The sequence below is a fragment of the Staphylococcus equorum genome, assembly GCF_029531845.1.
GTDB lineage: Bacteria > Bacillota > Bacilli > Staphylococcales > Staphylococcaceae > Staphylococcus > Staphylococcus equorum_C.
The window spans coordinates 95784-120668 of sequence record NZ_JAMBPV010000008.1 but is presented as its reverse complement, the minus strand read 5'-3'; the positions used below and the strand labels follow the sequence as shown (position 1 = coordinate 120668).

The 24885-nt window shown below is 33.1% G+C and carries 24 protein-coding genes; 10 read left to right on the top strand and 14 right to left on the bottom strand.

The features are described from left to right. Window positions 1–51: 51 nt before the first annotated feature. From M4L39_RS10590 to M4L39_RS10580, 3 genes are read right to left on the bottom strand one after another with little or no spacing between them, the layout of a single operon-like run. On the bottom strand, window positions 52–1164 hold the full coding sequence (locus M4L39_RS10590) for a cupin domain-containing protein (protein WP_277582000.1): 1113 nt from the start codon (window positions 1162–1164) through the stop codon (window positions 52–54). A gap of 28 nt (window positions 1165–1192) precedes the next feature. After that, a complete protein-coding gene (locus M4L39_RS10585) occupies window positions 1193–1681 on the bottom strand; it encodes a DinB family protein (RefSeq protein ID WP_277581999.1) in 489 nt (162 codons plus the stop codon). 19 nt (window positions 1682–1700) lie between these two features. Then, window positions 1701–2648 (bottom strand): fumarylacetoacetate hydrolase family protein, encoded by a 948-nt coding sequence (locus M4L39_RS10580; RefSeq protein WP_277581998.1) that lies wholly within the window; start codon window positions 2646–2648, stop codon window positions 1701–1703. A gap of 259 nt (window positions 2649–2907) precedes the next feature. Here M4L39_RS10580 and M4L39_RS10575 point away from each other — a divergent pair, with 259 nt between their 5' ends. Together M4L39_RS10575 and M4L39_RS10570 are read left to right on the top strand one after the other, a co-directional pair. Then, a complete protein-coding gene (locus M4L39_RS10575; protein WP_277581997.1) occupies window positions 2908–3621 on the top strand; it encodes an IclR family transcriptional regulator in 714 nt (237 codons plus the stop codon). A gap of 325 nt (window positions 3622–3946) precedes the next feature. Next, the gene (locus M4L39_RS10570) at window positions 3947–5317 is read left to right on the top strand and encodes an MFS transporter (RefSeq protein ID WP_277581996.1); all 1371 of its coding nucleotides are present in this window, start codon (window positions 3947–3949) and stop codon (window positions 5315–5317) included. A 55-nt stretch (window positions 5318–5372) separates the two neighbouring features. Here the strand turns inward: M4L39_RS10570 and M4L39_RS10565 are convergent, their stop codons facing one another. After that, window positions 5373–6884: a glycosyltransferase gene (locus M4L39_RS10565; RefSeq protein WP_277581995.1), complete on the bottom strand. Its 1512-nt coding sequence runs from the start codon at window positions 6882–6884 to the stop codon at window positions 5373–5375. A 198-nt stretch (window positions 6885–7082) separates the two neighbouring features. On the opposite strand from M4L39_RS10565, the gene M4L39_RS10560 reads away from it, so the two are divergent. Then, window positions 7083–7439, top strand: coding sequence for an MmcQ/YjbR family DNA-binding protein (locus M4L39_RS10560; RefSeq protein WP_277581994.1), 357 nt, complete (start codon window positions 7083–7085; stop codon window positions 7437–7439). A 115-nt stretch (window positions 7440–7554) separates the two neighbouring features. On the opposite strand, the gene M4L39_RS10555 is transcribed toward M4L39_RS10560, so the two are convergent. The 8 genes from M4L39_RS10555 to M4L39_RS10520 all read right to left on the bottom strand — a co-directional run bounded on the left by M4L39_RS10555 (window position 7555) and on the right by M4L39_RS10520 (window position 14797). Next, the gene (locus M4L39_RS10555) at window positions 7555–8913 is read right to left on the bottom strand and encodes a PTS ascorbate transporter subunit IIC (RefSeq protein ID WP_277581993.1); all 1359 of its coding nucleotides are present in this window, start codon (window positions 8911–8913) and stop codon (window positions 7555–7557) included. 24 nt (window positions 8914–8937) lie between these two features. Beyond that, window positions 8938–9222, bottom strand: a complete 285-nt coding sequence (locus tag M4L39_RS10550; RefSeq protein ID WP_069817825.1) for a PTS sugar transporter subunit IIB — start codon at window positions 9220–9222, stop codon at window positions 8938–8940. A gap of 5 nt (window positions 9223–9227) precedes the next feature. Beyond that, window positions 9228–9668, bottom strand: coding sequence for a PTS sugar transporter subunit IIA (locus M4L39_RS10545; RefSeq protein WP_277581992.1), 441 nt, complete (start codon window positions 9666–9668; stop codon window positions 9228–9230). Between the two features lie 14 nt (window positions 9669–9682). Then, a complete protein-coding gene (locus M4L39_RS10540; protein WP_277581991.1) occupies window positions 9683–11626 on the bottom strand; it encodes a BglG family transcription antiterminator in 1944 nt (647 codons plus the stop codon). A 243-nt stretch (window positions 11627–11869) separates the two neighbouring features. Then, window positions 11870–12196, bottom strand: coding sequence for a PTS lactose/cellobiose transporter subunit IIA (locus tag M4L39_RS10535; RefSeq protein WP_277581990.1), 327 nt, complete (start codon window positions 12194–12196; stop codon window positions 11870–11872). 10 nt (window positions 12197–12206) lie between these two features. Next, window positions 12207–12527 carry a PTS sugar transporter subunit IIB gene (locus M4L39_RS10530; RefSeq protein WP_277581989.1) on the bottom strand — a complete coding sequence of 107 codons (321 nt, stop codon included), beginning with the start codon at window positions 12525–12527 and terminating at the stop codon, window positions 12207–12209. 31 nt (window positions 12528–12558) lie between these two features. After that, complete coding sequence (locus tag M4L39_RS10525; protein WP_277581988.1) at window positions 12559–13455, bottom strand: haloacid dehalogenase-like hydrolase; 897 nt, start codon at window positions 13453–13455, stop codon at window positions 12559–12561. A 13-nt stretch (window positions 13456–13468) separates the two neighbouring features. Then, on the bottom strand, window positions 13469–14797 hold the full coding sequence (locus tag M4L39_RS10520) for a PTS sugar transporter subunit IIC (protein ID WP_277581987.1): 1329 nt from the start codon (window positions 14795–14797) through the stop codon (window positions 13469–13471). 157 nt (window positions 14798–14954) lie between these two features. Between M4L39_RS10520 and M4L39_RS10515 the strand changes: the two genes are divergently transcribed. The 7 genes from M4L39_RS10515 to M4L39_RS10485 all read left to right on the top strand — a co-directional run bounded on the left by M4L39_RS10515 (window position 14955) and on the right by M4L39_RS10485 (window position 21978). Then, window positions 14955–16154 (top strand): ROK family protein, encoded by a 1200-nt coding sequence (locus M4L39_RS10515; protein ID WP_277581986.1) that lies wholly within the window; start codon window positions 14955–14957, stop codon window positions 16152–16154. Window positions 16155–16532: 378 nt separating this feature from the next. Next, entirely contained in the window at window positions 16533–17642 is a 1110-nt protein-coding gene (locus tag M4L39_RS10510; RefSeq protein ID WP_277581985.1) for a carbohydrate kinase, read from the top strand. Continuing rightward, window positions 17626–18537, top strand: coding sequence for a pseudouridine-5'-phosphate glycosidase (locus M4L39_RS10505; protein WP_277581984.1), 912 nt, complete (start codon window positions 17626–17628; stop codon window positions 18535–18537). Before M4L39_RS10510 ends, M4L39_RS10505 begins: the two co-directional genes overlap by 17 nt. A gap of 9 nt (window positions 18538–18546) precedes the next feature. Beyond that, window positions 18547–19770, top strand: a complete 1224-nt coding sequence (locus tag M4L39_RS10500) for a NupC/NupG family nucleoside CNT transporter (protein WP_277581983.1) — start codon at window positions 18547–18549, stop codon at window positions 19768–19770. Between the two features lie 404 nt (window positions 19771–20174). Beyond that, entirely contained in the window at window positions 20175–20375 is a 201-nt protein-coding gene (locus M4L39_RS10495) for a hypothetical protein (RefSeq protein WP_277581982.1), read from the top strand. A 55-nt stretch (window positions 20376–20430) separates the two neighbouring features. Continuing rightward, window positions 20431–20658: a CHAP domain-containing protein gene (locus M4L39_RS10490; protein WP_277581981.1), complete on the top strand. Its 228-nt coding sequence runs from the start codon at window positions 20431–20433 to the stop codon at window positions 20656–20658. 78 nt (window positions 20659–20736) lie between these two features. After that, entirely contained in the window at window positions 20737–21978 is a 1242-nt protein-coding gene (locus M4L39_RS10485) for an aminoacyltransferase (RefSeq protein ID WP_277581980.1), read from the top strand. 277 nt (window positions 21979–22255) lie between these two features. Here M4L39_RS10485 and nagB read toward each other — a convergent pair whose 3' ends face one another. Continuing rightward, window positions 22256–22978, bottom strand: a complete 723-nt coding sequence (nagB, locus tag M4L39_RS10480; protein WP_277581979.1) for a glucosamine-6-phosphate deaminase — start codon at window positions 22976–22978, stop codon at window positions 22256–22258. 134 nt (window positions 22979–23112) lie between these two features. Then, entirely contained in the window at window positions 23113–24651 is a 1539-nt protein-coding gene (gene ptsG, locus M4L39_RS10475; RefSeq protein WP_277581978.1) for a glucose-specific PTS transporter subunit IIBC, read from the bottom strand. Window positions 24652–24885 lie beyond the last annotated feature (234 nt).

Here is a 24885-nt window from a genome sequence, read left to right as displayed (position 1 = left end):
CCCCTTGTTTTAAAAATATTATGATTAAGTTATTTGTATCATCTAATACTATTAACGAAAATCGTCTGTAAATTCGCTAATTATTTTTTGATGCCCCTTGTTTTCATCTAAACTATCTCCTCTTTCTAACTCAAAACGATCCATAATTGGAATGTCATTAACTGAGAATAAATATGAATCTTCACTTGCTACATGTTCATGCCAATTCCAGTTTGGTACTACAAAGTAATCCCCTTTTTTCCAATTAAATTTCATACCGTTAATAACGGTATAACCAGATCCTCTATGCACACAATATATAACTGAGTGCGTATGTCTATGTGCTTTTGTATGATGTCCTTTAGGCAAATGTGTCATTCTAGAGCCAACAGTTGGGTTAGCAGATTTTCCTGTTGTCGGATTAATATACTCAACTGTAAATCCGTCATATGGATCAGGTTCAAAGTTCATAAGACCGTTTATTGCATCTACAGTACGGTCCCATTTATAATTGGCAAGTGGCGCTACATCATATTTGTCATCACCAATTGGACGTACCATTCCACCTTGGTATCTTTTTTCAGAGAAGTTATCTGGTACATCAGGCTGTTGTAATCCAGCTTCGTATGGTTCAAAGAAAGTTCCACCAAGATTATAAATAGTTGGGATATCTAACGCATCCATCCATATCATTGGCTCATCACCTAAATGACCATGGCCATGCCATAAATTTTTAGGTGTTGTTAAAAAGTCTCCTTCTTCCATAAATATACGTTCGCCTTGAACAATTGTATATGCGCCTTCACCGTCAGTTATAAATCTTAGTGCACTTTGCGTATGACGGTGTGAAGGTGCTTCTTCTCCTGGTTGTAATAATTGCACTGCTGCATAAAGCGTCTGAGTTGTTGATACATGCCCCCATGGTTGACGATAAGTTAAACCTGGATTTTGAAAATAGATAGCACGACGTTCGCCGCCTCTGTCAGGCGTAAATATTTCCGCTGCCTCTGATAATTTCTTCTTCAACAATTCACCACTCCATAAATAAGCTTGTGCGTGTGATTGTGGTGTCTTATTCATTACTTCAGGAATAGCTTCCCAAAGTGGTCCTAAGTTATATTGTTGAATATCTCGTGTGAAATCTTTTACGTCACTGTCTTGTAAGAAACTTCCTTTATCTGCCATAAAAAAATCTCCCCTTCATAATATAATTTTATTCAGGCACTTTACTTAAATTTCTTTTAATTTGTCCAAGGTGCTTTTCAATATGCTCGTCAATAAAATGTTCAATAATAAATGAAACTGGTTTATTGCCAAATTTTTCGAAATTTCGATGTGGGTTTTCTTCTGTTAAACGACTTTCGTCAACCGCTGAAAGTCTTTCGTTCACTTCGTCTTTCAAATTTGAAATTGATTGTATAACAGTTTCAACATTTAATGCTTCTGGGTTAGACACTGCTTCTAATCTAGCTTCATCTTTCAAACCTCTTCCCCATTTTGAACCAGGTTGTGATAATACTGTTTCAGTTTCACTTAACCAATATGAAGTCGCTTCTTTAACATGATTTAAAATTTGTAAAATAGACCATTCATCTTCTGTTGGATTCCAACGTATTGTTTCTTCTGATAAGCCATCTACTACTTTTAAAATATTATCTAAAGTATTTTGAATTGATTCGATATACGTTTCGATTTTCGACATTTTACATGCTCCTTCAAAATTATTTTTGTTTGTTTTCTGCTACTACTTTATTTTCTAAAGCGCCTATTTTATCGATTTCTATTTTTACGACATCGCCGTCTTTCATAAATACTTGTGGATCGCGAGCTGAACCTACACCACCTGGCGTACCTGTTAAAATGATATCCCCAGGTTTCAATGTTGCTAATCCAGATAAGAAAGCAACTAATTTTTGAACTGTGAATACGTGATTAGATGTATTTGAACGTTGCATTTCTTCACCATTTAAAGTGAGTACTAACTCTAATCCGTCTGGGTCTTGTAATTCATCGGATGTCATAATCCATGGACCCATTGGCGCTGTGCCATCTACTGTTTTTCCTTGTAGCCATTGTAGTGTTCTTTGTTGAATATCACGGTAAGTCACATCGTTAACAATTGTGTACCCCGCTACATAATCAAGCGCGTCTGCTTCAGAGACATTTTTTGCTTCTTTACCTATTACAAAAGCAAGTTCTGCTTCGTAATCCAATTTATCTGAAATAGGATAATGTACAATATCGTCTTCTGGACCAACAATTGTATTATCAAACTTAGCAAATACTACTGGATTTTCAGGTAAGTCACGTCCCATTTCTTTAATGTGTTCTTCATAATTATGTCCTACACAAAACATTTTTCCTGGATTTTGAATAGGCGCCTCTATTTTTACGTCTTCTTTTTTATAAATTAATTGATGGTTAAATACATTCGGTTTAGATTGTGCAAACTCGATTGCTTCTTTAGCATAATTGAAACTTTCTTCTCCACCTTCTATGAACCCCTTCGCATCAGATGGAACATATGCTTCAGCAATCGTTTCACTACGATATTTACCATTACTTTGTAATAAAGCTTGAAATGCATAGTTTAAATCTACCACTTCATTTTTTTCTGTTAATGTACCTAACCTAGAATAACCATTTGTTTTAAAAGTAACCAGTTTCATAAAATATCTCCCTTTGTTTTAAAATTTAAGTTTTCTTTATCAATAAAAACTTATTTTCAATGATTTTCCACTCATGTGATAACGAGTTCACCATTAGTAAACAATTATAGTTAATTGTCAGAAAATTGTCAATCTTCCTTTTGATAGTAATTCATTTCTATTAGTATAAAAAGACAATATTTTTAAATATAATTGAGTAAATGTATAGTGCTAGAATATTGTGCTATAATTTGATTGCATGAAGGAGCGTGAGTAGTAAATGGCGGATAAAAAGAGTAAAGATTACATACAATCTTTAGATACAGGTATTAAAATATTGAATGTTTTGCAGAAATCTAAAACTCCTATGAAATTTAGTGAGATTCAACAAATTACTGCTATTACGAAAAGTAACTTATATAAATATATGAATACTTTAACTAATAATGAATTGGTCTATCGTAACCCAGCTACAGGTGAATATCATTTAGGAAACCAACTCATACAACTGGGTATGTCAGCAATGGGTAATTTAGACTCTCTAGCTATTGTGACACCATACTTACAAGAAATTGGCCGTCATAACAACAATACAGTGTTGTATTCAGTAATCACTAGACGAGGCCCAGTCGTTACAAAAATTTGGCATGCAGAAGGTATTTTAAATATCGGTGCACAAATTGGTACAGTACTCCCCCCAAAATCTTCTTCCGGTAAAATATTTGCAGCCTTTTTTGATGAAACTCAAAAAGAGTACGAAGATGAAGAGTTAAATAAAATTCACAATCAAGCAATTGCTTTTGCTGAAGAACCATTGATACCTACAATTTCTTCTGTTTCTTTCCCTGTGTTTACATTTAATAAAGAATTAGAAGGGATCATTTCTGTTATAGGGGTCAAAGACAATTTACCAAATTCAGTAGAATCACCAGATACACACTATTTACTAGAAAAACAAAAAGAAATTTCTAAATTATTAGGATTACACCTTTAATATTAGAGTTGATTTAAATAAAGTTCTGTTGATTAGTCTAATAATTGAATATATAAATACCCATTAAATTTATTTAATGGGTATTTTTTAAGGTTAAAATAACATAATAATTACACCGCTCAGGCCTTTTCCGCTTAGTTTTCCAACAACTTGAATTACCACTCAATAACAGTTAAATATTCTTAATTTTCACATTTTTCATTGTAATTGTAAAAAAGCACCTATATAATCACCACTAAAGAACAAAGAACACTAATATGATAAAAATACTGTTTTTTTATCATATTAGTATTCTAAGTGTTTAATTTCATGGAGGGGTATATTTATGGGGGAAATCAATACAACCAAAGTAGTTAATAAAAGTAAGTTCAACAAATTTCATTTCAAGTTAATTTTTTGGAGTTTCTTTCTTATTATTTTCGACGGCTATGATTTAGTTTTGTACGGTACAGCAGTACCTGTGTTAATTGAGGATTGGGGGCTCTCCAAAATTGAAGCAGGTACCTTAAGTAGCTATGGCCTATTCGGTATGATGTTTGGCGCTATAGCTTTTGGTATTCTAGCTGATCGTATTGGCAGAAAAAATGTCATCGCGATTACATTGATTTTATTTAGTTTATTTACATGTCTTTGTGGATTTGCTGCAAATACAACACAGTTTGGTATCTTTCGCTTTTTAGCAGGTTTAGGCTTGGGTGGCATCATGCCTAATGTAATTGCACTAGCAACAGATTTTGCACCTGAGAAAATGAAAAACCTTGTTGTTTCAATTGTATTATGTGGCTATTCAATTGGTGGAATTCTTGCACCAGTATTAGGATTAACATTAATGCCAATTGGAGGTTGGCGTTCAATCTTTTGGGTAGCAATTTTACCTATATTTGCACTACCATTATTACTTAAGCAATTACCTGAGACTTTCAGTTATTTAAACCGAACTAACAGAAAACAAGAATTGGTGAACACATTAAAAAAAATTGATCCAAAACTTAACGTCTCTACAAATGACACGATTAAAGATATTGAAATTTCTAATACTAAAGTGCCCTTAATGGACCTATTTAAAGAAAACCGGGCGCTCAGTACAATATTATTTTGGTTAGCTTTCTTTTGCTGTTTATTAATGATTTTCGGTTTAAATACGTGGTTACCAAACTTAATGATGCGTGCTGGATATGAATTGAATTCTAGTTTAGTATTTTTAATCGTATTACAAGTTGGAGCAATCGTAGGAACACTTATAATTGGAAGACTATGTGATAAATTTGGTTCCAAAAAACTACTTGTGCCATTATACATTGCTGGCGCTATTTCTTTATCTCTCTTGTCTTTAGGTAAAGATGTTAATATATTTGTTATTTATTTATTAATTGCAGTCGCTGGCGCTGCTACAATAGGTTCACAAAATCTCGTTCAAGCTTTCGTATCGCAATATTTCCCAGCCTATATTAGATCTACAGCGTTAGGTACAGCTTCTGGTATTGGTAGAGTTGGTGGAATGATCGGACCATTAATGGGTGGCTTTTTACTCACATTTGCACTACCTATGCCCATGTACTTTATCGCCTTTGCTATTCCAGGTTTAATTGCTGCCTTAGCACTTTATTTAATACCTATGCAACATGCAAGTAAAGAATATAAAAAAACGTATCAGGCTAAAAACGTACCGAAAGACGTACCAAACGAGGTTAAATAACTTAATAATTAAAAAAATCTCAACCAATATTGGCTGAGATTTTTTAATGCTTTATTCATATTGTAATTTGTTTTTCTTGAAGTTGTTTCAACAGTTCAGCATAATTATTAATTGCTGTTTGATGTTTTAATCTTTCATTATTTTTTACATTGTTAAGTGGTTTATCTACAATTTTCATCATACCATTTGCAAATTCTGGAATATTATTAGGTTCAATAAGATATCCATTTTTACCATGTTCAATAATTTCTCTCGGACCATATTGAACATCATATGAAATGGCAGGGCATCCAACTGCAATGCTTTCCATAATTGTTAAACCAAATCCTTCAAAGCTACTCGTTAATAATGATGCTCTCGAAGCTTTAAATTCAGCTAATGGATTAGATGTATAGTCACTAATCTCAACATACTCATTTAAATTATATTCCTCTATTTGGTTTTTAAGCATTTTTAATTGTCCCGCTTCATCCTTACCATATAATACGAGTTTGCTCGTGTAACCTGCTTCACGAAATAACTTATATGCTTTAATAAGATGGTCCAATTGTTTTCCTACACCAAACCTGCCAATATAGATAAATTGATCTTTAAAGTTTGATGGTTCACGGGAAGGCTCTGCAACTTCAATAAAGTGGGGTATTACAGCAAAACGGTCATCTTCAATAGAGTATAAATTTTGTATATCTGTTTTTTGATGAGCCGTTAACACTAAATATTTAGTAACACGTTCAGAATGTGTAAGCGCGTATTTATATGCTTTTTTCACATTATTTCCATCTATATGTGAGCTATGAAATACCAATACATTTTTAGTGTGATTTGTTTGTTTTAATAATGGTATATCTAAAAGTCTTGCATCATTAAAGACAATATCTCCATCTTTAAAACGATTTTGGAAATAATATTGAAATAGCTGTTTTTCATTTTCAAATGCTTTAAAATGTTTACCCTCTTTATATAATTGAACTAATAATAGTGTTGTGTTCTCATCATCAGCAAAAAACTTTTCACAGTATTTATTACCTTCTCTATCGTAGAATTTTTCGGCAATTTTCCCATAATTTTTAGTAGAAAAATAAATTTTCTTATGTAAATGACCAAAATTATTATACTGATGCCTCTCAACCCTTTTTTTACAATAAGGAGTCATAAAATCTTCGAATTCTAAAATATTACTTCCTGGTCTAAACTTTCTATATAAAAAATATGTATCACCATCATAATAACGGACAACATCCCTATTGTTTTTTCTGATTTCACTTCTTAATCCTTCAATATCTCGTTCAACTTCCTGATATTCTATTGTGACACTATTAGAGTGTGGATTATATAATAACTTAAAATCAGATAGCCAATCATAAATATTTTCCACTCTGATTTGAGCATTTAATTTATTATTTTCCACAAATGATTTAATAACGTCATAATAGTTAGGATTATAATTTGTCGTTAATATTGTGTTTGTTTCATTTAAATCATTATGCATTAATTGAATTCTATTTAATAACGCTTTCGTTCTTCCACCGTGAACTGGTGGCAATGTTGACGTAACTGTATAAAGCACTTATAACTCTCCCCCGATATAATAAGTTGTAATAATAATAGTGTACCATATAAAATACACTTTTTTATATGAATATAAATATTTATTTTACAAACCAAAATTTCGTACAATTGTGTAGCCCATTGGTGAATCTACCATTAAATCACTAAAGGTTAAATTAAAAAATTACGGGAAGATAATGATTAAGAAGGTGAAATGATGTTAGATAGAGAAGAAGTTTTTAATTATGTAAATCGTAAGTATGATGTAAAACCAGATTATCCTTGGAAAACTTATTCGAATTTTGCAGCCTTAAGACATAAAACTAACAAAAAATGGTTTGCTTTAGTGATGAATATTTCTCAAGACAAATTAGGATTAAATGGCTCTGATGAAATAGATGTATTAAATTTGAAAATCAGACAAGAATTTATTGGTCCTTTAAGAAAAAAAGAAGGGTTTTACAAAGCCTATCACATGGATAAGTCCAATTGGATAAGTGTCAATTTAAATGAGATTAACTCTATAAACCACATTAAAGATTTAATAGCAGAAAGTTATGAGTTAACAAATTAATTTTGTTCAGTTTCACTGGTCATTTTTAACAAAACTTCATACTAAAGTGAGGTTAAAAAACAGGTGCGCATCATTTATTAAAAGATGCGCACCTGTTTTTTAAAATCATTTAATATTACTGTTCTTCTGCTTCTTTTTGATTCGTACGTTTTTGTAATAATATTGCTGCCGCTGCTAAGATTAAGACTAAAACGGCAATACCGATAAGTCCAAGATATTTAGCGATATTACCAAAGACGATACCTACGACTAAGAAATCTGTATCTGAGAATGTCGTTGCTGCGCCACCAAGTTCTCCTAGGAATGGTAAGAACAGTAGTGGTAAAAATGTAATTAACAAACCATTTAACGCTGAACCTGCTACTGCACCTCTAATACCACCACGTGCGTTACCGAAAACACCAGCCGTTGCCCCAAGGAAGAAGTGGGCTACTACGCCTGGAAGTATAACTACACCACCAAATAAGAATAAGACGAACATGCCTAAGACCCCGACAATAAAGCTGACAAAGAAGCCAATTAATACAGCGTTTTGTGCATAAGGGAAGACTATAGGACAGTCTAATGCTGGTTTGGTATTCGGCACTAATTTTTCAGAAATACCTTTAAATGCTGGCACGATTTCAGCTAATATTAAGCGTACACCCGTTAATATGATAAATACACCAGCTGCAAAAGTAACCCCTTGAATTAGTGAGAATACAATAAAATTTTGACCGTCACTAATTTCTGTATGTACGAAGTTTGGCCCCGCAAATAATGCCGCCACAAAATATAATAATGTCATTGTTAGTGAAATACTGATTGTACTCTCTCTTAAAAAACTTAAGCCTTTAGGGAAATTTATTTCTTCAGTTGATTTAGATTTCCCTTTAAATAACTTTCCAACCTCTCCAGCTGCCCAATAACTGATAGTACCAAAGTGTCCTAAAGCGACTTGATTAGTCCCAGTTATTTTCTTCATCGTCGGTTGTGCTAACGCTGGCAATATAGCCATAATTAGACCTAAAATAATAGATCCCGTGATTACTGTCAATGTCCCAGTGATATTACCTACTGACAATAATATGGCTAAAAATGCTGCCATATAAAATGTATGATGACCTGTTAAAAAGATGTATTTCAAATTCGTAATACGTGCGATAATAATATTAACAATCATCCCAAGCACCATAATTAACGCTGCTGTTGTCCCATATTGCTCTAAAGCAATTGAAATAATTGCTTCATTATTAGGTACGACACCTTGCACGCCAAAAGCGTGTTGGAATATTTTCCCAAACGGTTCTAATGATTGCGTTACAACATTCGCCCCTGCGCTTAACACTAGAAATCCAAGTATCGTTTTAATCGTACCGGATGTGATGTCAGTGGCTGATTTTTTCTGCATAATTAGTCCTATTAATGCGATTAAAGCAACTAATATAGCAGGTTGACTCAAAATATCAACGATAAAATCTAGTATAGGTTTCATAACATTGCCCCCCTTACTTATAATTTATAAAATGTTCAAATCACTCAATTTTTCGTTCAATTTATTTTGTAATTCTTCCTTATCTAGAATGTTATCTAAAACAATAACGTCTCCTAAGTGCTTCGTATTTTCTTCTAAATCTCTACCGCAAATAAATAAATCTGCCATATCAGGACTCGCAGACATTACATCACTGTGTTCAACTTTAACGTCTGATGGTGCATTCAAATTTTTCAAAGCTTCCTGTGCGTTCATTTCCACCATAAAACTACTTCCTAAACCATGACCACATACAACTAAAATTTTCATTTTCATCATTCTCCTTTAAATACATTTATTATTTCATCAATTTCTGTTGCTACTAATAATTTATTAACTGTGTTTGTATCCCCTAAGATTGTTGCTAAATTTCTTAAAATTTCTAAATGGCCCTCGTTATCAACAGCGCTTAATACAAACACGAGAGACGCATGATGTCCGTTTTCAGAAAAGTTAATATGATGATTTAATTTCAATAAACTTAATCCTATTTTTTTGACATCATCACTCGGTCTAGCATGCGCTATTGCGATTTCAGGCGCTATTACAATATAGGGGCCTAATTCTTCTACGCTATAAATCATCTTTTCAATGTATTGTTGTTTAAAGTACCCTTGCTCTAGCAGAGGTTTAGAGGCAATGCTGATTGCATGTTTCCAATCATCTACTCGATCTTGTATCTGTACTTTATCCGATGATAAAATTTCCGAACTCATGTATATCCCCCTTTTTAATGTTGACTTACATCACGAATACATGACATGATATCTGCTAAGTTACCAGAAAATAGTGTCGCTCTCATTTCTTCCTCCATGATGAGCTCGCTAAACTGTCGCAAAGCATTTAAATGTATCTGTGGCTGCTCTGTAGCTAACGTAATAATGATATGCACTGGATCATATTGCTGATGATTAAAGGTCACCCCCGTTTGAAAATGAGCTAAACTGAAGCCTACAGGTTGTTTAACATGTTTATGATTTGCATGAATCAATGCAATATGAGGACTAATCACCATATAAGGACCAAATGCATCTAATTGTTCAATAATGTCATCAGCATAGGCTTCATCTACAATTTGGTCATTTACAAGCGGTGATACACATTGTCTAATTGCGTCATTTCTTAAAAGTGGTGGTTGCTGTGTTAAAATGCGAGACTGTGGTAATACTTCTTGCAAAGTTGGTCCCAATCCTTTGACATCATTTATATATCGTTCTCTTGAACGGTTAATAATTTCATTCAATTGCTTTCGATCGTCTTTATTTAAAAATGGTGAAACCCTAATTATTGGTACACTTGCTTGTTCAAAAGGCACGGTAGAAATGATGTAATCAATACCTTCATGTTTTAACATTACTTCATCTATTTCATATATAGAATAAGCATCTACAATTTCTAATTCTGGGTAAATATGATCCATCCTACTTTTTAATAATTGAGAGGTTCCGATACCTGATCCACAAAGTAACACGACTTTAATGGCATTCGTTGTCACCGCTGAAATCCGTTCAATCACAGAAGCAAAGTGAAGCGTGATATACGATAATTCATCATCAGTAAAGTTGATTTGATAATTTTCTTCAATGCCCCATACATGTCTTTTGATGCCCTCTATAATATGATGATACTGTGCATGAATCTCCTGGTTTAAAGGATTCGCATGCGTCATATCAAACTTCAATCGATGAATTGCTGGTCTCAAATGTACGATCAAACCATTTGTTAATTTGTTATCAGACATTAAATCTAATCCTAACTCGCCACTCATACGTTCAATCAATTGTTCTGTTAATATCTCTAAGTCGTCTATTTCTTGATTGAGTTCATTTACCTCTGACGTTTTAGCACCTAATAAATGTAAAGTGATAAAAGCTGACTCACTTTTTGGAAATTCAATCTGAAAAACATCTTCTAATTTTTCTTTAATTTTAAGTGCAATATGAAATTGCTCTGTCTCAGAAAGTTTTTCATATTCTTTATCAGGTATGTCAAAGGCGAAATGTTCATTTGTACGATGAAGGGCAATCAAAATGTGATAAATCAATCCATCAATTGCGCTTTGAACTAACTGATACTTCGTATCTAATAATATAGAAGTTACTGTTAAACGAATTTGTTCTAACTCTTTATTCGAAAAAAGTTGATGTCCCATGTGATGGGTATGCGTTTGAAAATATTCATGTACACGTATGGCATAAGCTTTACGATACGCATTTTCCTCCCCCTGAATCACAAACCCTTTGTTTTTCTTGTACTCAAGATGCAAATCGTTTTCTTCTAACCAAGATTGAACACTTTTTAAATCTTCCACAATCGTACGACGTGTTACTGAAACCAAAGTTGCTAATACTTGGGATGATGTAGGTTCAATCGATTCAAACAACTTCAAAGTGATATACAATATGCGTTCTTTCTTTGAATAATGCATCGACGTCCCTGTATATTTAGGCTCTAATATTGCCAACTGAGGAGCTGTTGTTGTAATCTTTATCCCATCATATTTATTCCGATGAATCGTTAAATCTAACTTGCCTTCCATAGTTTCAATGTATTCAAGATCATATTGAATTGTTCTTTCAGATACATTGAACTGCGTTGCTAAATTATGAATTTGAACAAAGACTTCACGTTCAAGTAAGTATGTTAATATATGATGTTGTCTCTTACTTAACACATCAGCAACCTCCTTACATTTATATTGTAACCGCTTTCCCATAAGTATAGATGTGTAATCTAATTCGTCTTACAATACGAAAAGTTGCACACCTAAATAAAAAATACTATTCCTAAATTATAAAATGCTTTAATCAAATTTGATAGCTTTTTGTTTATATTTTCAAAGTAAAAAAGATGTAAAAGTAATTAAACTTTTACATCTTTTGTTAATGTTTATCCAAAACCATACCAATTCATACAATTATTCATTATTTTTCACTACTTTATATAAATCTATCATTTCCTGGGCAATATCCTTAAAAGTGATAGCTGTCATTAAATGATCTTGACTATGCACTGTTAAAAGCGTCAGATTTATATTTTCACCTTGTGCTTCCTTCGTTAACATATTCGTTTGTACATGATGCGCTTCAAGCAAAGCATCTTCAGCTTGTTTTAGTTTCGTTTCTGCTTCATCAAACGCGCTTTTTTTAGCTGCAAATATAGCTTCCATCGCGCTACTTTTAGCATCGCCACTATAAGCAATGAGCGACATTGCAAATTCTAAACTCTTCTCTTCTTCAGACATCGTCCCACCCCTATTCGCTCATTAAACGTTCAGCTGCGCTTAATACGTTTGCACCATTCATTGTCCCGTAATCCGTCATTTCAATGACTTCTACTGGTATATTTTTTTCTGCGCCTTTTTTAGTATATTCATCTTTTTTAAAACGCACTTGTGGACCTAATAACAAAACATCTACTTGAGCCTCTTCAATTTTCTGATCCGCTTCTGTCGTTGAAACTGCAAATATTTCACGGTCTAAATCTTGTTTTTTAGATTCTTTTTGCATTTTCTGAACTAACATACTTGTACTCATTCCAGCTGCACAGACAAGCATTATTGTTTTTTCTGCCATATTAATCCCTCCATTTTATATCTATCATACCCTATCTGTTAATTGATCTCGCTATCATTGATAATGTGTGGCGTTGTCCACGTATCGCTTTACTTAATTCAAAAATATTTTCTACAGGAGCTAAACCGCCATATCCTGCGTCACCGATATGTTGAATATCCACGCCACATATCTTATTTCGAATTGCAAAGTCTCTAATCGTGCTGGCATCAGAACTCTCTTGGCTTGTACCTATTGCTGACATGACTAAGCCACCATGATGATGGACTGCTTTCACTATGTCTTTTAATTGTGCTTCATCAAACCCTGGCACTGTACCAATAGATGGTACTAAAATAATATCAGCACCTGCATCAATAAATTTTTCAACATATGCTTTTGTAATCACAGGTTCATCTACACCTGCACTGTGCATTTTGCCAGCTATAATCAATCCTGAGAAATTTGCTCTTGTCTCAGCAATTGCACCGACAATTTTTTCATTAGATACGCCAGTACCTGGGTTCCCTGTCATGCAAATAAAATTTACACCTAATTTTTCTAAAGCTTTTACTGTTTTAGAACTTGCTTGGCGTCCTTTAGCAATATTTAGTTTTTCTTCTGCCATGCTCGCTTGGTCATCTACTGGTTCTAAATTGACGCCTATAGGTCTTGCAACAAGACGTCTTAATTCTTTGATGACGTGTTTTTTCTCATCTATATTCTCTACTTTAGGATTGAACGCATCTAATCCATTCAATAAAATCAAATCTGCCCCGAAGGCACGTGAAAGTTCTGCATTTGTTATGTCTGGTATGACTGGTGTGCGCGTAACAACATTCTCTGCTAAAACTACGCGACCGTCACTTGCTTTAATACTTTGTTTTAATTCTTCCGCCGTCATCTTCACTATTTCTGAAGCATTAGCACTTAATAATCTCTTAACCATATGATCCACTCCTCTATTTGGGTTCTTCCGTTTCTTTTATTTCATTCGCTTCTTGATCTTCTAAATACAAATTATATTTCTCCATCGTTCTATAAAATGGATAATAAAGTAAAATATCGACAATGATACATACAATTTGAACCAACGAGCCACTATAATGCCCCGTCGCTAAAAATCCACTGATGATGGGTGGTATCGTCCACGGCATTGCCGTACCATTTGTAAGGTGTACGAGACCACTCGACATTGCGAAATAAGTTATCGTCGCATTAATCATTGGAGCTAACACAAATGGAATAATTAATCTCACATTAAGTACAACAGGTAAGCCAAATAGCGTTGGTTCATTAATATTAAATATCCCTGGCATGAGTGTAAGTGGCGCCATCGTTTTTGTGATTTTACTGGAACGTTTTTTAAAAGCTAATATCGCAATCACGATGACTAACCCTATCGTTGAGCCACCGCCACCCATAAATACAAAGTTATCAATGAATGGTTGCGTTATGATGTGAGGTAAGTCTCCGTGAGGATTGGCTTGGTATGCAAGACGGTTTTCATCAATATTTTTCAACCAAATTGGTTGCATGACTGCGTTTACTACGTTTGCACCATGGATACCGACGAACCAAAATGCACTATTAAGGCCAACTAAGATAATCGTACCGATTAAGCTGCCTCCCATCAAACTCAGCGGTACGCCTAATGTATTAACAATCAATTCATGAATGTTTCCAAACGGTAAATTATCTAATGCTATATATACAGAAAGCCATAATATGATAATAGCTGCACCAGGTATCAATGCACTAAAGCTCTGTGCTACTGCTGGTGGCACTTGATCTGGCATTTTAATTCTAATATTTCTATTGATAAACCACTGAAAAATTAACCCTGAAATAATACCGATAATAAGTGCTACAAATAAACCCTGACTTCCCATATATATTTGAGGTATTGCTTCTTCAGGTACTTTATCTCCAGTCATTACATTCGGCGTGACAACTAAAAATGCAGACATCGAAATAATACCGGCTGAAACACCATCTGTGTTGTATTGCCGAGCAATACTATGGGCGACCCCAAAACTGGCGACTAGCCCCATTAATCCGAATGTACCATTTACTGCTTTCATCAAATATGGTTGAATCCCTTGTGCTTCTAACCATTCTATCCATCCCGGAATTGCAATACCACTGATTACTAAAAACAATGAACCAATGATTATCAAAGGCATTGCAACAATAATTCCATCCCTCATTGAAATCAAAATTTTATTGGATCCCAATTTAGAAGCAACTGGTAACAAATGTTTTTCTAATGTGTCATTAAATTTACTCACATCAACACCCCATCATAGACTTGATTTTGAAAACGCTTTCAATCTTTTAATTAATTATAATTTATAATCAATTATGTGTCAATATAGTTGCAACTTTTTATTTTTTTTATAATAATAAGAGTATTAAGAAACTATGGTGATAAAAATGAAAGCAAACATGACAAATAAACAACGGATTATACGTGGTCAAATTTTAAATGAAATATACGTACGCGGCCCTATTTCAAGAGTTGATATAGCACGAAACACAGGCATCACGCCAGCAACAACCACTGCAGTAACCGCAGAATTAATCCAAGATAATATCATTAAATCTACGGATACTGAAGTTGATAATTGCAGTATCAACACTAAAAAAACGTCAGGCCGTAAAAAAATATTACTTACAATTTATAATAAATACAATTACTATGTTGGTATTGAATTAGCCAGAGATTTTGTAACGTTATGTTTAACTGACAATCTTGGTAATATCGTTGACCAGAAACTAATCGATATTACTGCAACACAATTTCTAAAAAAAATTACGCCAAACTTTATATTGGAAGAACTTAATCATTTCTTAGAAGAATATGCAGCTTATGATATTCAAGCAATTGGCATTGCTTTACCAGGCCATTTTGATGAAACCTCTCAACAAATTGCCTCAAATAGTGATTGGTCCGGGTTTGATTTGAAACATTTACTTTCTCGTATTAGCCTGCCTGTATTTTTAGAAAATAATGTACACTGTATGAGTCTATATGAACATTTACTTACATCAGAAAATGATGGAGAAAATTTCATTTTCTTTCATGCTGTAAAAGGGATTTTTTCATCTAGTATGTATCGTGGTAATTTGTATGGCGTTTCTAACTTTTCTGTAGGGGAAGTCGGGCATACTATTATCCATCCAGACGGCGAACGCTGTGAATGTGGTCGTAGAGGATGTTTACAAAACTATTTAGGTGGCATGAATATTATAAATAAAGCTAAAGTCATTTATAGAAGTGCTCAAAGCACCTATCTCACAAGTTTAGTAGCAGATTCAAATGATATAACCTTAGATACTGTTATAGAAGCGTATCGTTTAGGCGATAGTGGCATCGTACAAATTATTAAAGATGCCATGCGTGCAGTTGCAATTACGCTCAACAATTTAACCATGTTAGTCGATACCAATAAAATTTATTTACATGGTCCATTATTTAACAATGACATTACGGATGTAATTTTAAAAGAATATTTGAGTTACCAAAACTTATACGGTGGGTTGGGCGAAATCGATTTTCAAATGAAGGTATATCATCCCATTAACGGTGCTAAAGGTGCCTGTGCCCTTGCTATTCACCAACATTTAATTTGGTCAGAGTTATAAAAATTTTAAAGTTCATAGTATATATAAACAGGGAAATTCGTTTTAAATAACGTATTTCCCTTTTATTACGCTTTTTTACTCACTCAAAAGTTTCGTATTGATCATTAATATTCTTATTATTACAACTTCTGAAATTAATTTTCATTATTGTTAAATTACACAATAATTACATATTTTACATTACCATTAGACACCTTACTCTAAACCTTTTCTAACTATTCTACCTAAAATTAATCTTTCTATTCAATTGTCACAACTTTTGCAACTTTTATTTGTAAGCGTTTACAAATGTAATATTACATGCTAAGATTTTACCAAATTAAACAAATGTTTTATTTTAAACTTAAGTTTAATTTGCAGAAAAAGGAGGTTACTTTTATGAATAACAATGAACGGGAAGTCCTTAAACGTATTCAAGAGAACCCTTTTATCTCTCAACAGGAATTAGCTCTGTCTATTGGATTGTCCAGACCAGCTGTAGCAAACATCATTTCGGGTTTAATTCGTAAAGAGTATGTATTAGGCAAAGCTTACGTGCTAAATGAAGACTATCCAATCGTTTGCATTGGTGCTGCCAATTTGGACAGGAAGTTTTACGTTCATACTGAATTGCAATTGGAAACTTCAAATCCTGTCACTTCTACAAGATCTATAGGTGGTGTTGCACGTAATATCGCTGAGAATTTAGGACGTATGGGTGAGACTGTCGCTTTCTTATCAACTAGTGGTAATGACAGTGAGTGGGATATGATTCATAAATTATCTAGCCCATTTATGAATTTAGATCATGTACAACAAGTTGAAAATGCAAATACAGGCTCATATACTGCCTTAATTGATAACGAAGGCAATATGACATATGGCTTAGCAGATATGGAAGTTTATGATTACATCACCCCCGAATTTTTGATAAAAAGAACCCACTTATTAATTAAAGCAAAATGTATCATTGTAGATTTAAACCTCAGTAAAAACGCTATTGATTTTCTATGTGCATACTCAGAAAAACATAATATTAAATTAGTTATTATACCTGTGTCATCACCAAAGATGAAAAACATGCCCGATTCTTTACACGCTATCGACTGGCTCATTATTAATCGTGACGAAACAGAAAACTACTTAAAAATGAAAATCAACAACACAAACGATTTAAAAACCGCAGCCAAAAGATGGAATGATTCAGGTGTTTCAAATGTCATTGTTACTAATGGGGTTAATGAACTCATATATAGAAATTCCAATCAAGAAATTATCAAACCGATTATGCCCTCAGACAAAGTTTTAGATGTAACTGGTGCAGGAGATTCTTTCTCTAGTGCAGTCGTATTTAGTTGGCTCAATGATTTAGACATAGACAGCATACTTGCAGCTGGCATGATTAACGCCCGCAAAACAATCGAAACGAACTATACTGTTCGCCAAAATTTAGATAAAAAACAATTATTTAGAGACTTGGAGGAATATAAAAATGGAAAAATACATTGAATTTTCAAAAGAAGTACAACAAGGTAAAGCAAATAACAAACCTATAGTAGCACTGGAATCAACGATTATTTCACACGGCATGCCCTATCCACAAAACGTAGAAACGGCTAAAAAAGTAGAACAAATTATAAGAGATAATGGCGCTATCCCTGCAACCATTGCCTTAATGAACGGCAAAATTAAAATTGGATTAGAAGCAGAAGAACTTAACTTACTCGCCAACAGTGACAATGTCGCTAAAGTATCTCGTCGTGATTTAGCAGAAATAACTGCAACTAAACGAATGGGCGCAACTACTGTAGCGTCCACAATGATATGTGCTGAATTAGCTGACATCCAGTTCTTCGTTACTGGAGGTATTGGAGGAGTCCATAGAGGTGTTGAACATACCATGGATATTTCAGCAGATCTAGAAGAACTCGGCCAAACAAATGTCACAGTGATTTGTGCTGGCGCAAAATCTATATTAGATTTACCAAAAACAATGGAATATCTCGAAACTAAAGGGGTTCCTGTAATTGGATATCAAACAGAAGAATTACCTGCATTCTTCACACGAGAAAGTGGCATTAAATTAAATAGTTCTGCGGACACACCCGAAGCAATTGCACATATTTGCAAGAAAAAATGTGACTTAGGCTTGTCTGGTGGTATTGTAATTGCCAATCCTGTACCTAAGCAATACGAATTAGCAAAATCTTATATCGATGAAATAATTGAAAACGCCGTAACAGAAGCAGAAGTACAAGGTATAAGTGGAAAAGATTCCACACCTTTTCTCTTAGGTAAAATCGTTGAAAAGTCTGACGGTAAGAGTTTAGAAACAAATATAAAACTTGTTGAAAACAATGCTGTTGTAGGAGCAAAAATTGCAGTTGCTTTCACTCAAATGTAGGTGATATATATGTCAATTTTATTTACCTTTACTGGTGTTTTATTTGCTTTATTCATTGCTTTTCTATTTAGTTTCAACAGAAAAGCAATAGATTTTAAAAAACCTGCTATTATGTTAAGCATTCAAATCGTTATTGTATTATTCATGATGAACACAACTATAGGCTTGACCATATTAACAACTTTAGGTTCTTTCTTCGAAGGCCTTATCAATATTAGTAATTCAGGAATAAACTTTGTGTTTGGTGATTTACAAAATAAAAATGGTTCCACATTCTTCTTAAACGTCTTGCTACCATTAGTATTTATATCTGTACTAATTGGTATATTAAATTACTTCAAGATTCTTCCTTTTATCATTAAATATGTTGGGATAGTTATTAATAAAATAACGCACATGGGACGCCTTGAAAGTTACTTTGCAATTTCGACATCCATGCTCGGTCAGCCAGAAGTATTTTTAACAATTAAAGATATGATACCCAAACTATCCCGCGCAAAATTATATACGATTGCGACCTCTGCTATGAGTGCTGTCAGTATGGCGATGCTTGGTTCATATATGCAAATGATCGAACCAAAATATGTTGTAACTGCAGTAATGCTTAATATATTTAGTGCCTTAGTCGTAGCAAGTATTATCAATCCATATGAATCTAACAGCCAAGACGTAGAATTAACAAATTCACTTAATAAGGATGGCTCAAGTCATACTAGTAAACAATCATCCTCTCAACAAGCTAAAGTTCCTTTTTTTCAAATGATTGGTGATAGTGCAATAGATGGTTTTAAGATTGCGATTACTGTTGCGATTATGCTATTAGCTTTCATTTCTTTAATGGAAGCTATTACTATACTATTTGATCTTGTAGGTCTCAATTTCAAACAACTTATTGGTTATGTATTTGCTCCAATTGCTTTTATTATTGGTGTACCATGGCATGAAGCTGTCCAAGCTGGTTCTATCATGGCTACAAAATTAATAACTAATGAATTTGTTGCAATGCTCGATTTCCAAAAATTAGCAGGAGATTTGACGACACGCACTCAAGGTATTATTTCAGTTTATTTAATCAGTTTTGCTAACTTTGGTACTGTAGGGATTATCGTTGGCGCAATCAAAGGAATTAGCGGTGATCAAGGAAATAAAGTCGCATCATTCGCACTTCGCTTATTACTTGGTGCTACACTTGCGTCTATCATTTCTGCATCTATCATTGGGTTGGTTTTATAAACATTTTGATAATATTTAACTATGAGCATTTCACATATCACTACTCTATATTAAAGTAATATTTAATATTTTTTCATTTATCAAACATTGCATGTGGCAAGCAATGTTCGGTAAGTATACACATTGTATTTTTACAAACAAAATATTACCTATTTATACTAATTCTAGTCATGTTGCAAATTTAAAATTTTAAATCAACAAAGCCACAATCGCCTTGGTTGTGGCTTTTTTTATGATTATATTAACTTTTAAACAATTTTACTAACTCATCCTTATATATTTCAAAAATAAAACATCTTTTAAATATAACTTCTTTATAATTTTGCATAATTTAATAAATATTGAATATTAACCAGACTTAATATAATATGATATCAAGGATCTAGTGTCAAGGGGTGTAATTAATGAATTTTAAAAAAATAATTGCATGTACATTATTATCAACACTAATATTTACCGGTGTAACTAACTTCAATATAGGTACTTATAAATTTAGTCAACATCAAGTTCAAGCTGCTGCAATAGATAAATATCCCAGACCAATAAAAAGACAACAAGCAAATTATCACTGGAAAAATAATTGTACTTGGTATGTACATAAATAGAAGAAACCAAACAAAAAGGTATCTTCCTTCCAGCTTTACCCATGCAAAAAATTGGTTGTGGGAAGCTAGAAGAGCCGGTTTTGCTACTGGAAAGAAACCTCTAACTGGAGCAATATTGCAGACTTCTAAAGGGGGTGGCGGTTACGGACACGTAGCTTTTGTTGAACAAGTTTATAGAAACGGGAGTATTAAGATATCAGAGTATAATTACAATGTACGATTAGGCTATGGTACTAGAGTTTTAACTAAAGCTCAGGCTGCACAGTACAATTATATTTATTAATTTCTAAAAAATCCACTGGATCCTGGAGACCTGGACTGCTTATCCAGGTTTCTTATTATTTAAGAAATAGGTGAAAAAATGAACTTCGTAGAATTAACAGCAAAAGAATTCACTGATTTTATTAATCAAAATTTTGTACATTATACCCAGTCTTATTCTCATTTTCATTATAGAAATAAGAATAAGAACGATGTACATTTAGTAGGCGTTAAAGAAGATGATAAAGTGATAGCAGCTTGCCTATTAACAAAAGCTAGAGCATTTAGGTTTTTTAAATATTTTTATTCTCACAGAGGTCCAGTTTTAGATTATAGTAATCAAGTATTAACTAAATTCTTTTTCGAAAAATTAAAAGTATATTTAAAAAGCAAAAATGCATTATTCGCATTAATAGATCCGTATATTTTAGAAAACATTAGAGACTCCGATGGAAAAATAATTGAGCACTATGATAATGAAACTCTTAAAAAGACATTATCAAAATTAGGTTATGCTCATCAAGGTTATAGTGTTGGTTACTCTACTTCTAGCCAAATTAGATGGTTATCTGTTTTGAATTTAAAAGATAAAGGCGAAAATACCATATTAAAAGAAATGGGTTATCAGACACGTCGTAACATTAAGAAAACTTTTGAAATGGGCGTAGAAGTTAAAACATTGGATATTTCAGAGACCGATGTATTCTTTGAGCTCTTTCAAATGGCAGAAGAAAAACATAATTTTAAATTTAGAGATAAAGCGTATTTTGAGGAAATGCAAAAAATCTATGCTAATCATTCCATGTTAAAACTCGCGTATATCAATTTAGAAACTTATAAGCAACAATTACATGAGAAAAACACCAACCTTCTTTTAGAAATTAAGAATTTAGAAAATAAATTAAAAGAAAACGCTAATTCTAAAAAAACTAAAACAAAATTAAACCAGTTAACACAACAACAAAAAAGTTATGAAAGAAAAATTAATGAGACTATTGAATTAATTTCAACAGAAGGACACATATTAAATTTAGCTGCTGCGTTTTATATATACACGAAAGATGAAGTTTATTACCTATCTAGTGGATCTAACCCTAAATACAACCAATTTATGGGGTCTTATCGTTTACAGTGGGATATGATTAAATTCGCCATAGATAATGCTATTCCAAGATATAATTTTTATGGAATTACAGGAGACTTTAGTGAAACTTCTGAAGACTATGGTGTACAGCAATTTAAAAAAGGATTTAATGCGCATGTAGAAGAATATATTGGAGATTTTATAATTCCAATCAGAAAATTTTTATATAAACTATATTTATTGAATAAGAATAGATAGGTTAAGTAAGTTAGATTCAGATATATTCAAAACCGAATGCTGTAAAGGTATGTGGTTTTGAATATATTTTTGTTTAAAGTGATTTTTGTTCATTCATTTCATCATTTAATACATCTTGAAAATGGTAGTGATTTGGGCCAACTCTTGCGGAAAAGCACGTGTCAAAAACTACAGATTGAGGCTGTGACCTCGGAAAATCTGCACAAAAAATGCTAACAAAGTAGAAATCTTTGTCAGCATTCTGAACCAATACAAAAGTGTGTCGGGTTTTGTTTATTTAATTTAACACTGCGTCATCGACGATAATTTCTACATTCGGATGTTGGTGTAATATTGAAGCAGGAAGTGATTCTGACACTTTACCATCCATTAATTGTTGGATTGCTTTTTGTTTATTACTTCCAAACGCTATCAGAATGATGCGCTTTGCACTCATGATAGATGCTAAGCCCATTGAAATAGCTTGTTTAGGTACATCTTCAATATTATCAAAGTGTTGACTGTTAGCTTTGATTGTTGAATCCGTTAAATCTACTACGCGTGTTTCACTTTCAAATGATGAAAATGGCTCATTAAATCCAATATGTCCGTTTTCACCGATACCTAAAATTTGGACATCTGCTGGCCCTGCATCTTGTATACATTGCTCATAAGCTATACATTCTTTTTCTACATCTTCTGCATCACCTTTAGGTAAATAGATATTGTCTTCGTTCCAAGTGCTATTATGATTGAATAAATTCTCTTTCATGTAAGCATGGTAACTTTGTTCGTGATCTGCCGCTAACCCAATATACTCATCTAAATTAAATGTCACCACATCGCTTAATTTTGTGTGATTAACATTAATTAATTCCGCTAAGTATTTATAGATATCAATCATTGTACTTCCCGTAGCAAGACCTAACACAGCATTAGGTTGCGACTTTATTTGTTTTAAAAGCTCTATAGCAACATATTGACTCGCCGTTGTGCGATCTTTCAAATTTATAACGTTCATATTTCTACCCCATTCTTTCTAATATCACTATATATTTTCATAATTAACATTTAATAACCTATATTACATAATTATCTATTTTTTATCAAATTAATATAAAATGAATCATACATACAATACCATTATACGCTTATTTATGACTGTTCACTATCTAATAGTTCTTCTACTTCATTTTTAATCGTAGTGACATGGGGGCCATAAACAATTTGAACACCGTTGCCCTTCTGAATCACACCTCTTGCTTCAGTCGACTCTAATACTTTTCTATCAACATCTTTATCAGTCTTTAAGGTAACTCTTAATCTTGTTGCACAACAATCAACCACATCAATATTCTCTCTACCACCAAGACCTTGAATAATCGTTTTAGCACGCTCAGTTGCTTCTACTGTTTCAGCCGCTTCTCCTTCTTCACGTCCAGGTGTTTTGAAATTAAATTTCGTTATGCAAAATCTGAATATAATATAATAGAGTATAAACCAAACGATACCTATTGGAATTACCCATAAGAAATTCGTCTTAGCGTTGCCTTGCAATATACCAAATAATAGATAATCAATGAAGCCACCACTAAACGTTTGGCCAATCGTAATATTAAATATATCTGCGAGCATAAATGCTAAACCATCTAAAAAGGCATGTATTACATAAAGTACCGGCGCCACAAATAAGAAACTGAATTCTAATGGTTCTGTAATCCCTGTTAAAAATGATGTTAATGCGGCAGATAACATTAATCCGCCAACGATTTTTTTACGTTCTGGTTTTGCAGTATGGTAAATTGCCAATGCAGCACCACATAAGCCAAACATCATTGTAATAAACCTACCTGACATATATCTCGATACACCTGAATAATATTTAGTGACATCAGGATCGCCTAATTGAGCAAAAAAGATATTTTGTGTACCTTGTACAATATGCCCTTTCACTTCTAAAGTGCCACCTAAGGCTGTTTGCCAGAATGGTAAGTAAAAAATATGATGTAAACCAAATGGTCCCAAAAGTCTTAAAATAAAACCAAAGAAAAATGTACCAATAACTCCTGTCTTATCTACGAGTCCTCCAACACCAAATATCCATCCTTGAACAGTTGGCCAAATAAAGAACATTACGACTCCTAATATAATAGCGCCTAATGCAGTGATAATAGGCACAAAACGCGAACCTCCAAAGAAACCTAAATAAGTTGGCAAGGATATTTTGTGGAACTTATTATGTAAAAGCGCTGTCATTACACCTGTTATAATACCGCCAAATACCCCAGTTTCGACCGTTTGTATTCCAAGGACTGTACTTTGACCTTCTTTTGCTAAATTGCCGTCTGCTAATGTATCTGTAATAATTAACAAACCGTTCATTGAAGCATTCATAATGAGGAACCCTAACATGGCAGCTAAACCTGCTGTCCCCTTATCACTTTTGGCTAAGCCAATCGCAACACCTACTGCAAAAATAACAGGTAAATTTTGAAAAACAATATTACCTGCAGATGACATCAATATAAATATATTTTGTAATAGTTCTATATCTAATAACGGATATGCTTTAATTGTATTGGGATTACTTAATGCGCCACCAATACCTAATAATAAACCGGCCGCTGGTAAAATCGCTATAGGTAACATAAAGGACTTTCCAAATTGTTGTGCTTTCTCAAACAGCTTACTCATAATTGATTAACCTCCTAATTACCATAAATATACAAGCAAAGAAAATAATAATCAATATAATTATTCATTATGAAAAATATTTTCATAATGATCTAACCTTTTTATGTAAGCCCTTTATTATAAATCACGTTTAATTCACTTAAATATGTAATTTCTTTATTCATTTAATAATTTGTTAGACCCTTTAGGTCTCTTTTACAAACATATAGGCATATTAAAAGTTTCACGACTGTG

Bases quoted from the DNA above. Each gene is read 5' to 3' on its own strand.
- M4L39_RS10590 (WP_277582000.1), bottom strand. From the start codon at position 1,164: ATGGCAGATAAAGGAAGTTTCTTACAAGACAGTGACGTAAAAGATTTC.
- M4L39_RS10585 (WP_277581999.1), bottom strand. From the start codon at position 1,681: ATGTCGAAAATCGAAACGTATATCGAATCAATTCAAAATACTTTAGAT.
- M4L39_RS10580 (WP_277581998.1), bottom strand. From the start codon at position 2,648: ATGAAACTGGTTACTTTTAAAACAAATGGTTATTCTAGGTTAGGTACA.
- M4L39_RS10575 (WP_277581997.1), top strand. From the start codon at position 2,908: ATGGCGGATAAAAAGAGTAAAGATTACATACAATCTTTAGATACAGGT.
- M4L39_RS10570 (WP_277581996.1), top strand. From the start codon at position 3,947: ATGGGGGAAATCAATACAACCAAAGTAGTTAATAAAAGTAAGTTCAAC.
- M4L39_RS10560 (WP_277581994.1), top strand. From the start codon at position 7,083: ATGTTAGATAGAGAAGAAGTTTTTAATTATGTAAATCGTAAGTATGAT.
- M4L39_RS10555 (WP_277581993.1), bottom strand. From the start codon at position 8,913: ATGAAACCTATACTAGATTTTATCGTTGATATTTTGAGTCAACCTGCT.
- M4L39_RS10550 (WP_069817825.1), bottom strand. From the start codon at position 9,222: ATGAAAATTTTAGTTGTATGTGGTCATGGTTTAGGAAGTAGTTTTATG.
- M4L39_RS10545 (WP_277581992.1), bottom strand. From the start codon at position 9,668: ATGAGTTCGGAAATTTTATCATCGGATAAAGTACAGATACAAGATCGA.
- M4L39_RS10535 (WP_277581990.1), bottom strand. From the start codon at position 12,196: ATGTCTGAAGAAGAGAAGAGTTTAGAATTTGCAATGTCGCTCATTGCT.
- M4L39_RS10530 (WP_277581989.1), bottom strand. From the start codon at position 12,527: ATGGCAGAAAAAACAATAATGCTTGTCTGTGCAGCTGGAATGAGTACA.
- M4L39_RS10525 (WP_277581988.1), bottom strand. From the start codon at position 13,455: ATGGTTAAGAGATTATTAAGTGCTAATGCTTCAGAAATAGTGAAGATG.
- M4L39_RS10515 (WP_277581986.1), top strand. From the start codon at position 14,955: ATGACAAATAAACAACGGATTATACGTGGTCAAATTTTAAATGAAATA.
- M4L39_RS10510 (WP_277581985.1), top strand. From the start codon at position 16,533: ATGAATAACAATGAACGGGAAGTCCTTAAACGTATTCAAGAGAACCCT.
- M4L39_RS10505 (WP_277581984.1), top strand. From the start codon at position 17,626: ATGGAAAAATACATTGAATTTTCAAAAGAAGTACAACAAGGTAAAGCA.
- M4L39_RS10500 (WP_277581983.1), top strand. From the start codon at position 18,547: ATGTCAATTTTATTTACCTTTACTGGTGTTTTATTTGCTTTATTCATT.
- M4L39_RS10495 (WP_277581982.1), top strand. From the start codon at position 20,175: ATGAATTTTAAAAAAATAATTGCATGTACATTATTATCAACACTAATA.
- M4L39_RS10485 (WP_277581980.1), top strand. From the start codon at position 20,737: ATGAACTTCGTAGAATTAACAGCAAAAGAATTCACTGATTTTATTAAT.
- nagB (WP_277581979.1), bottom strand. From the start codon at position 22,978: ATGAACGTTATAAATTTGAAAGATCGCACAACGGCGAGTCAATATGTT.
- ptsG (WP_277581978.1), bottom strand. From the start codon at position 24,651: ATGAGTAAGCTGTTTGAGAAAGCACAACAATTTGGAAAGTCCTTTATG.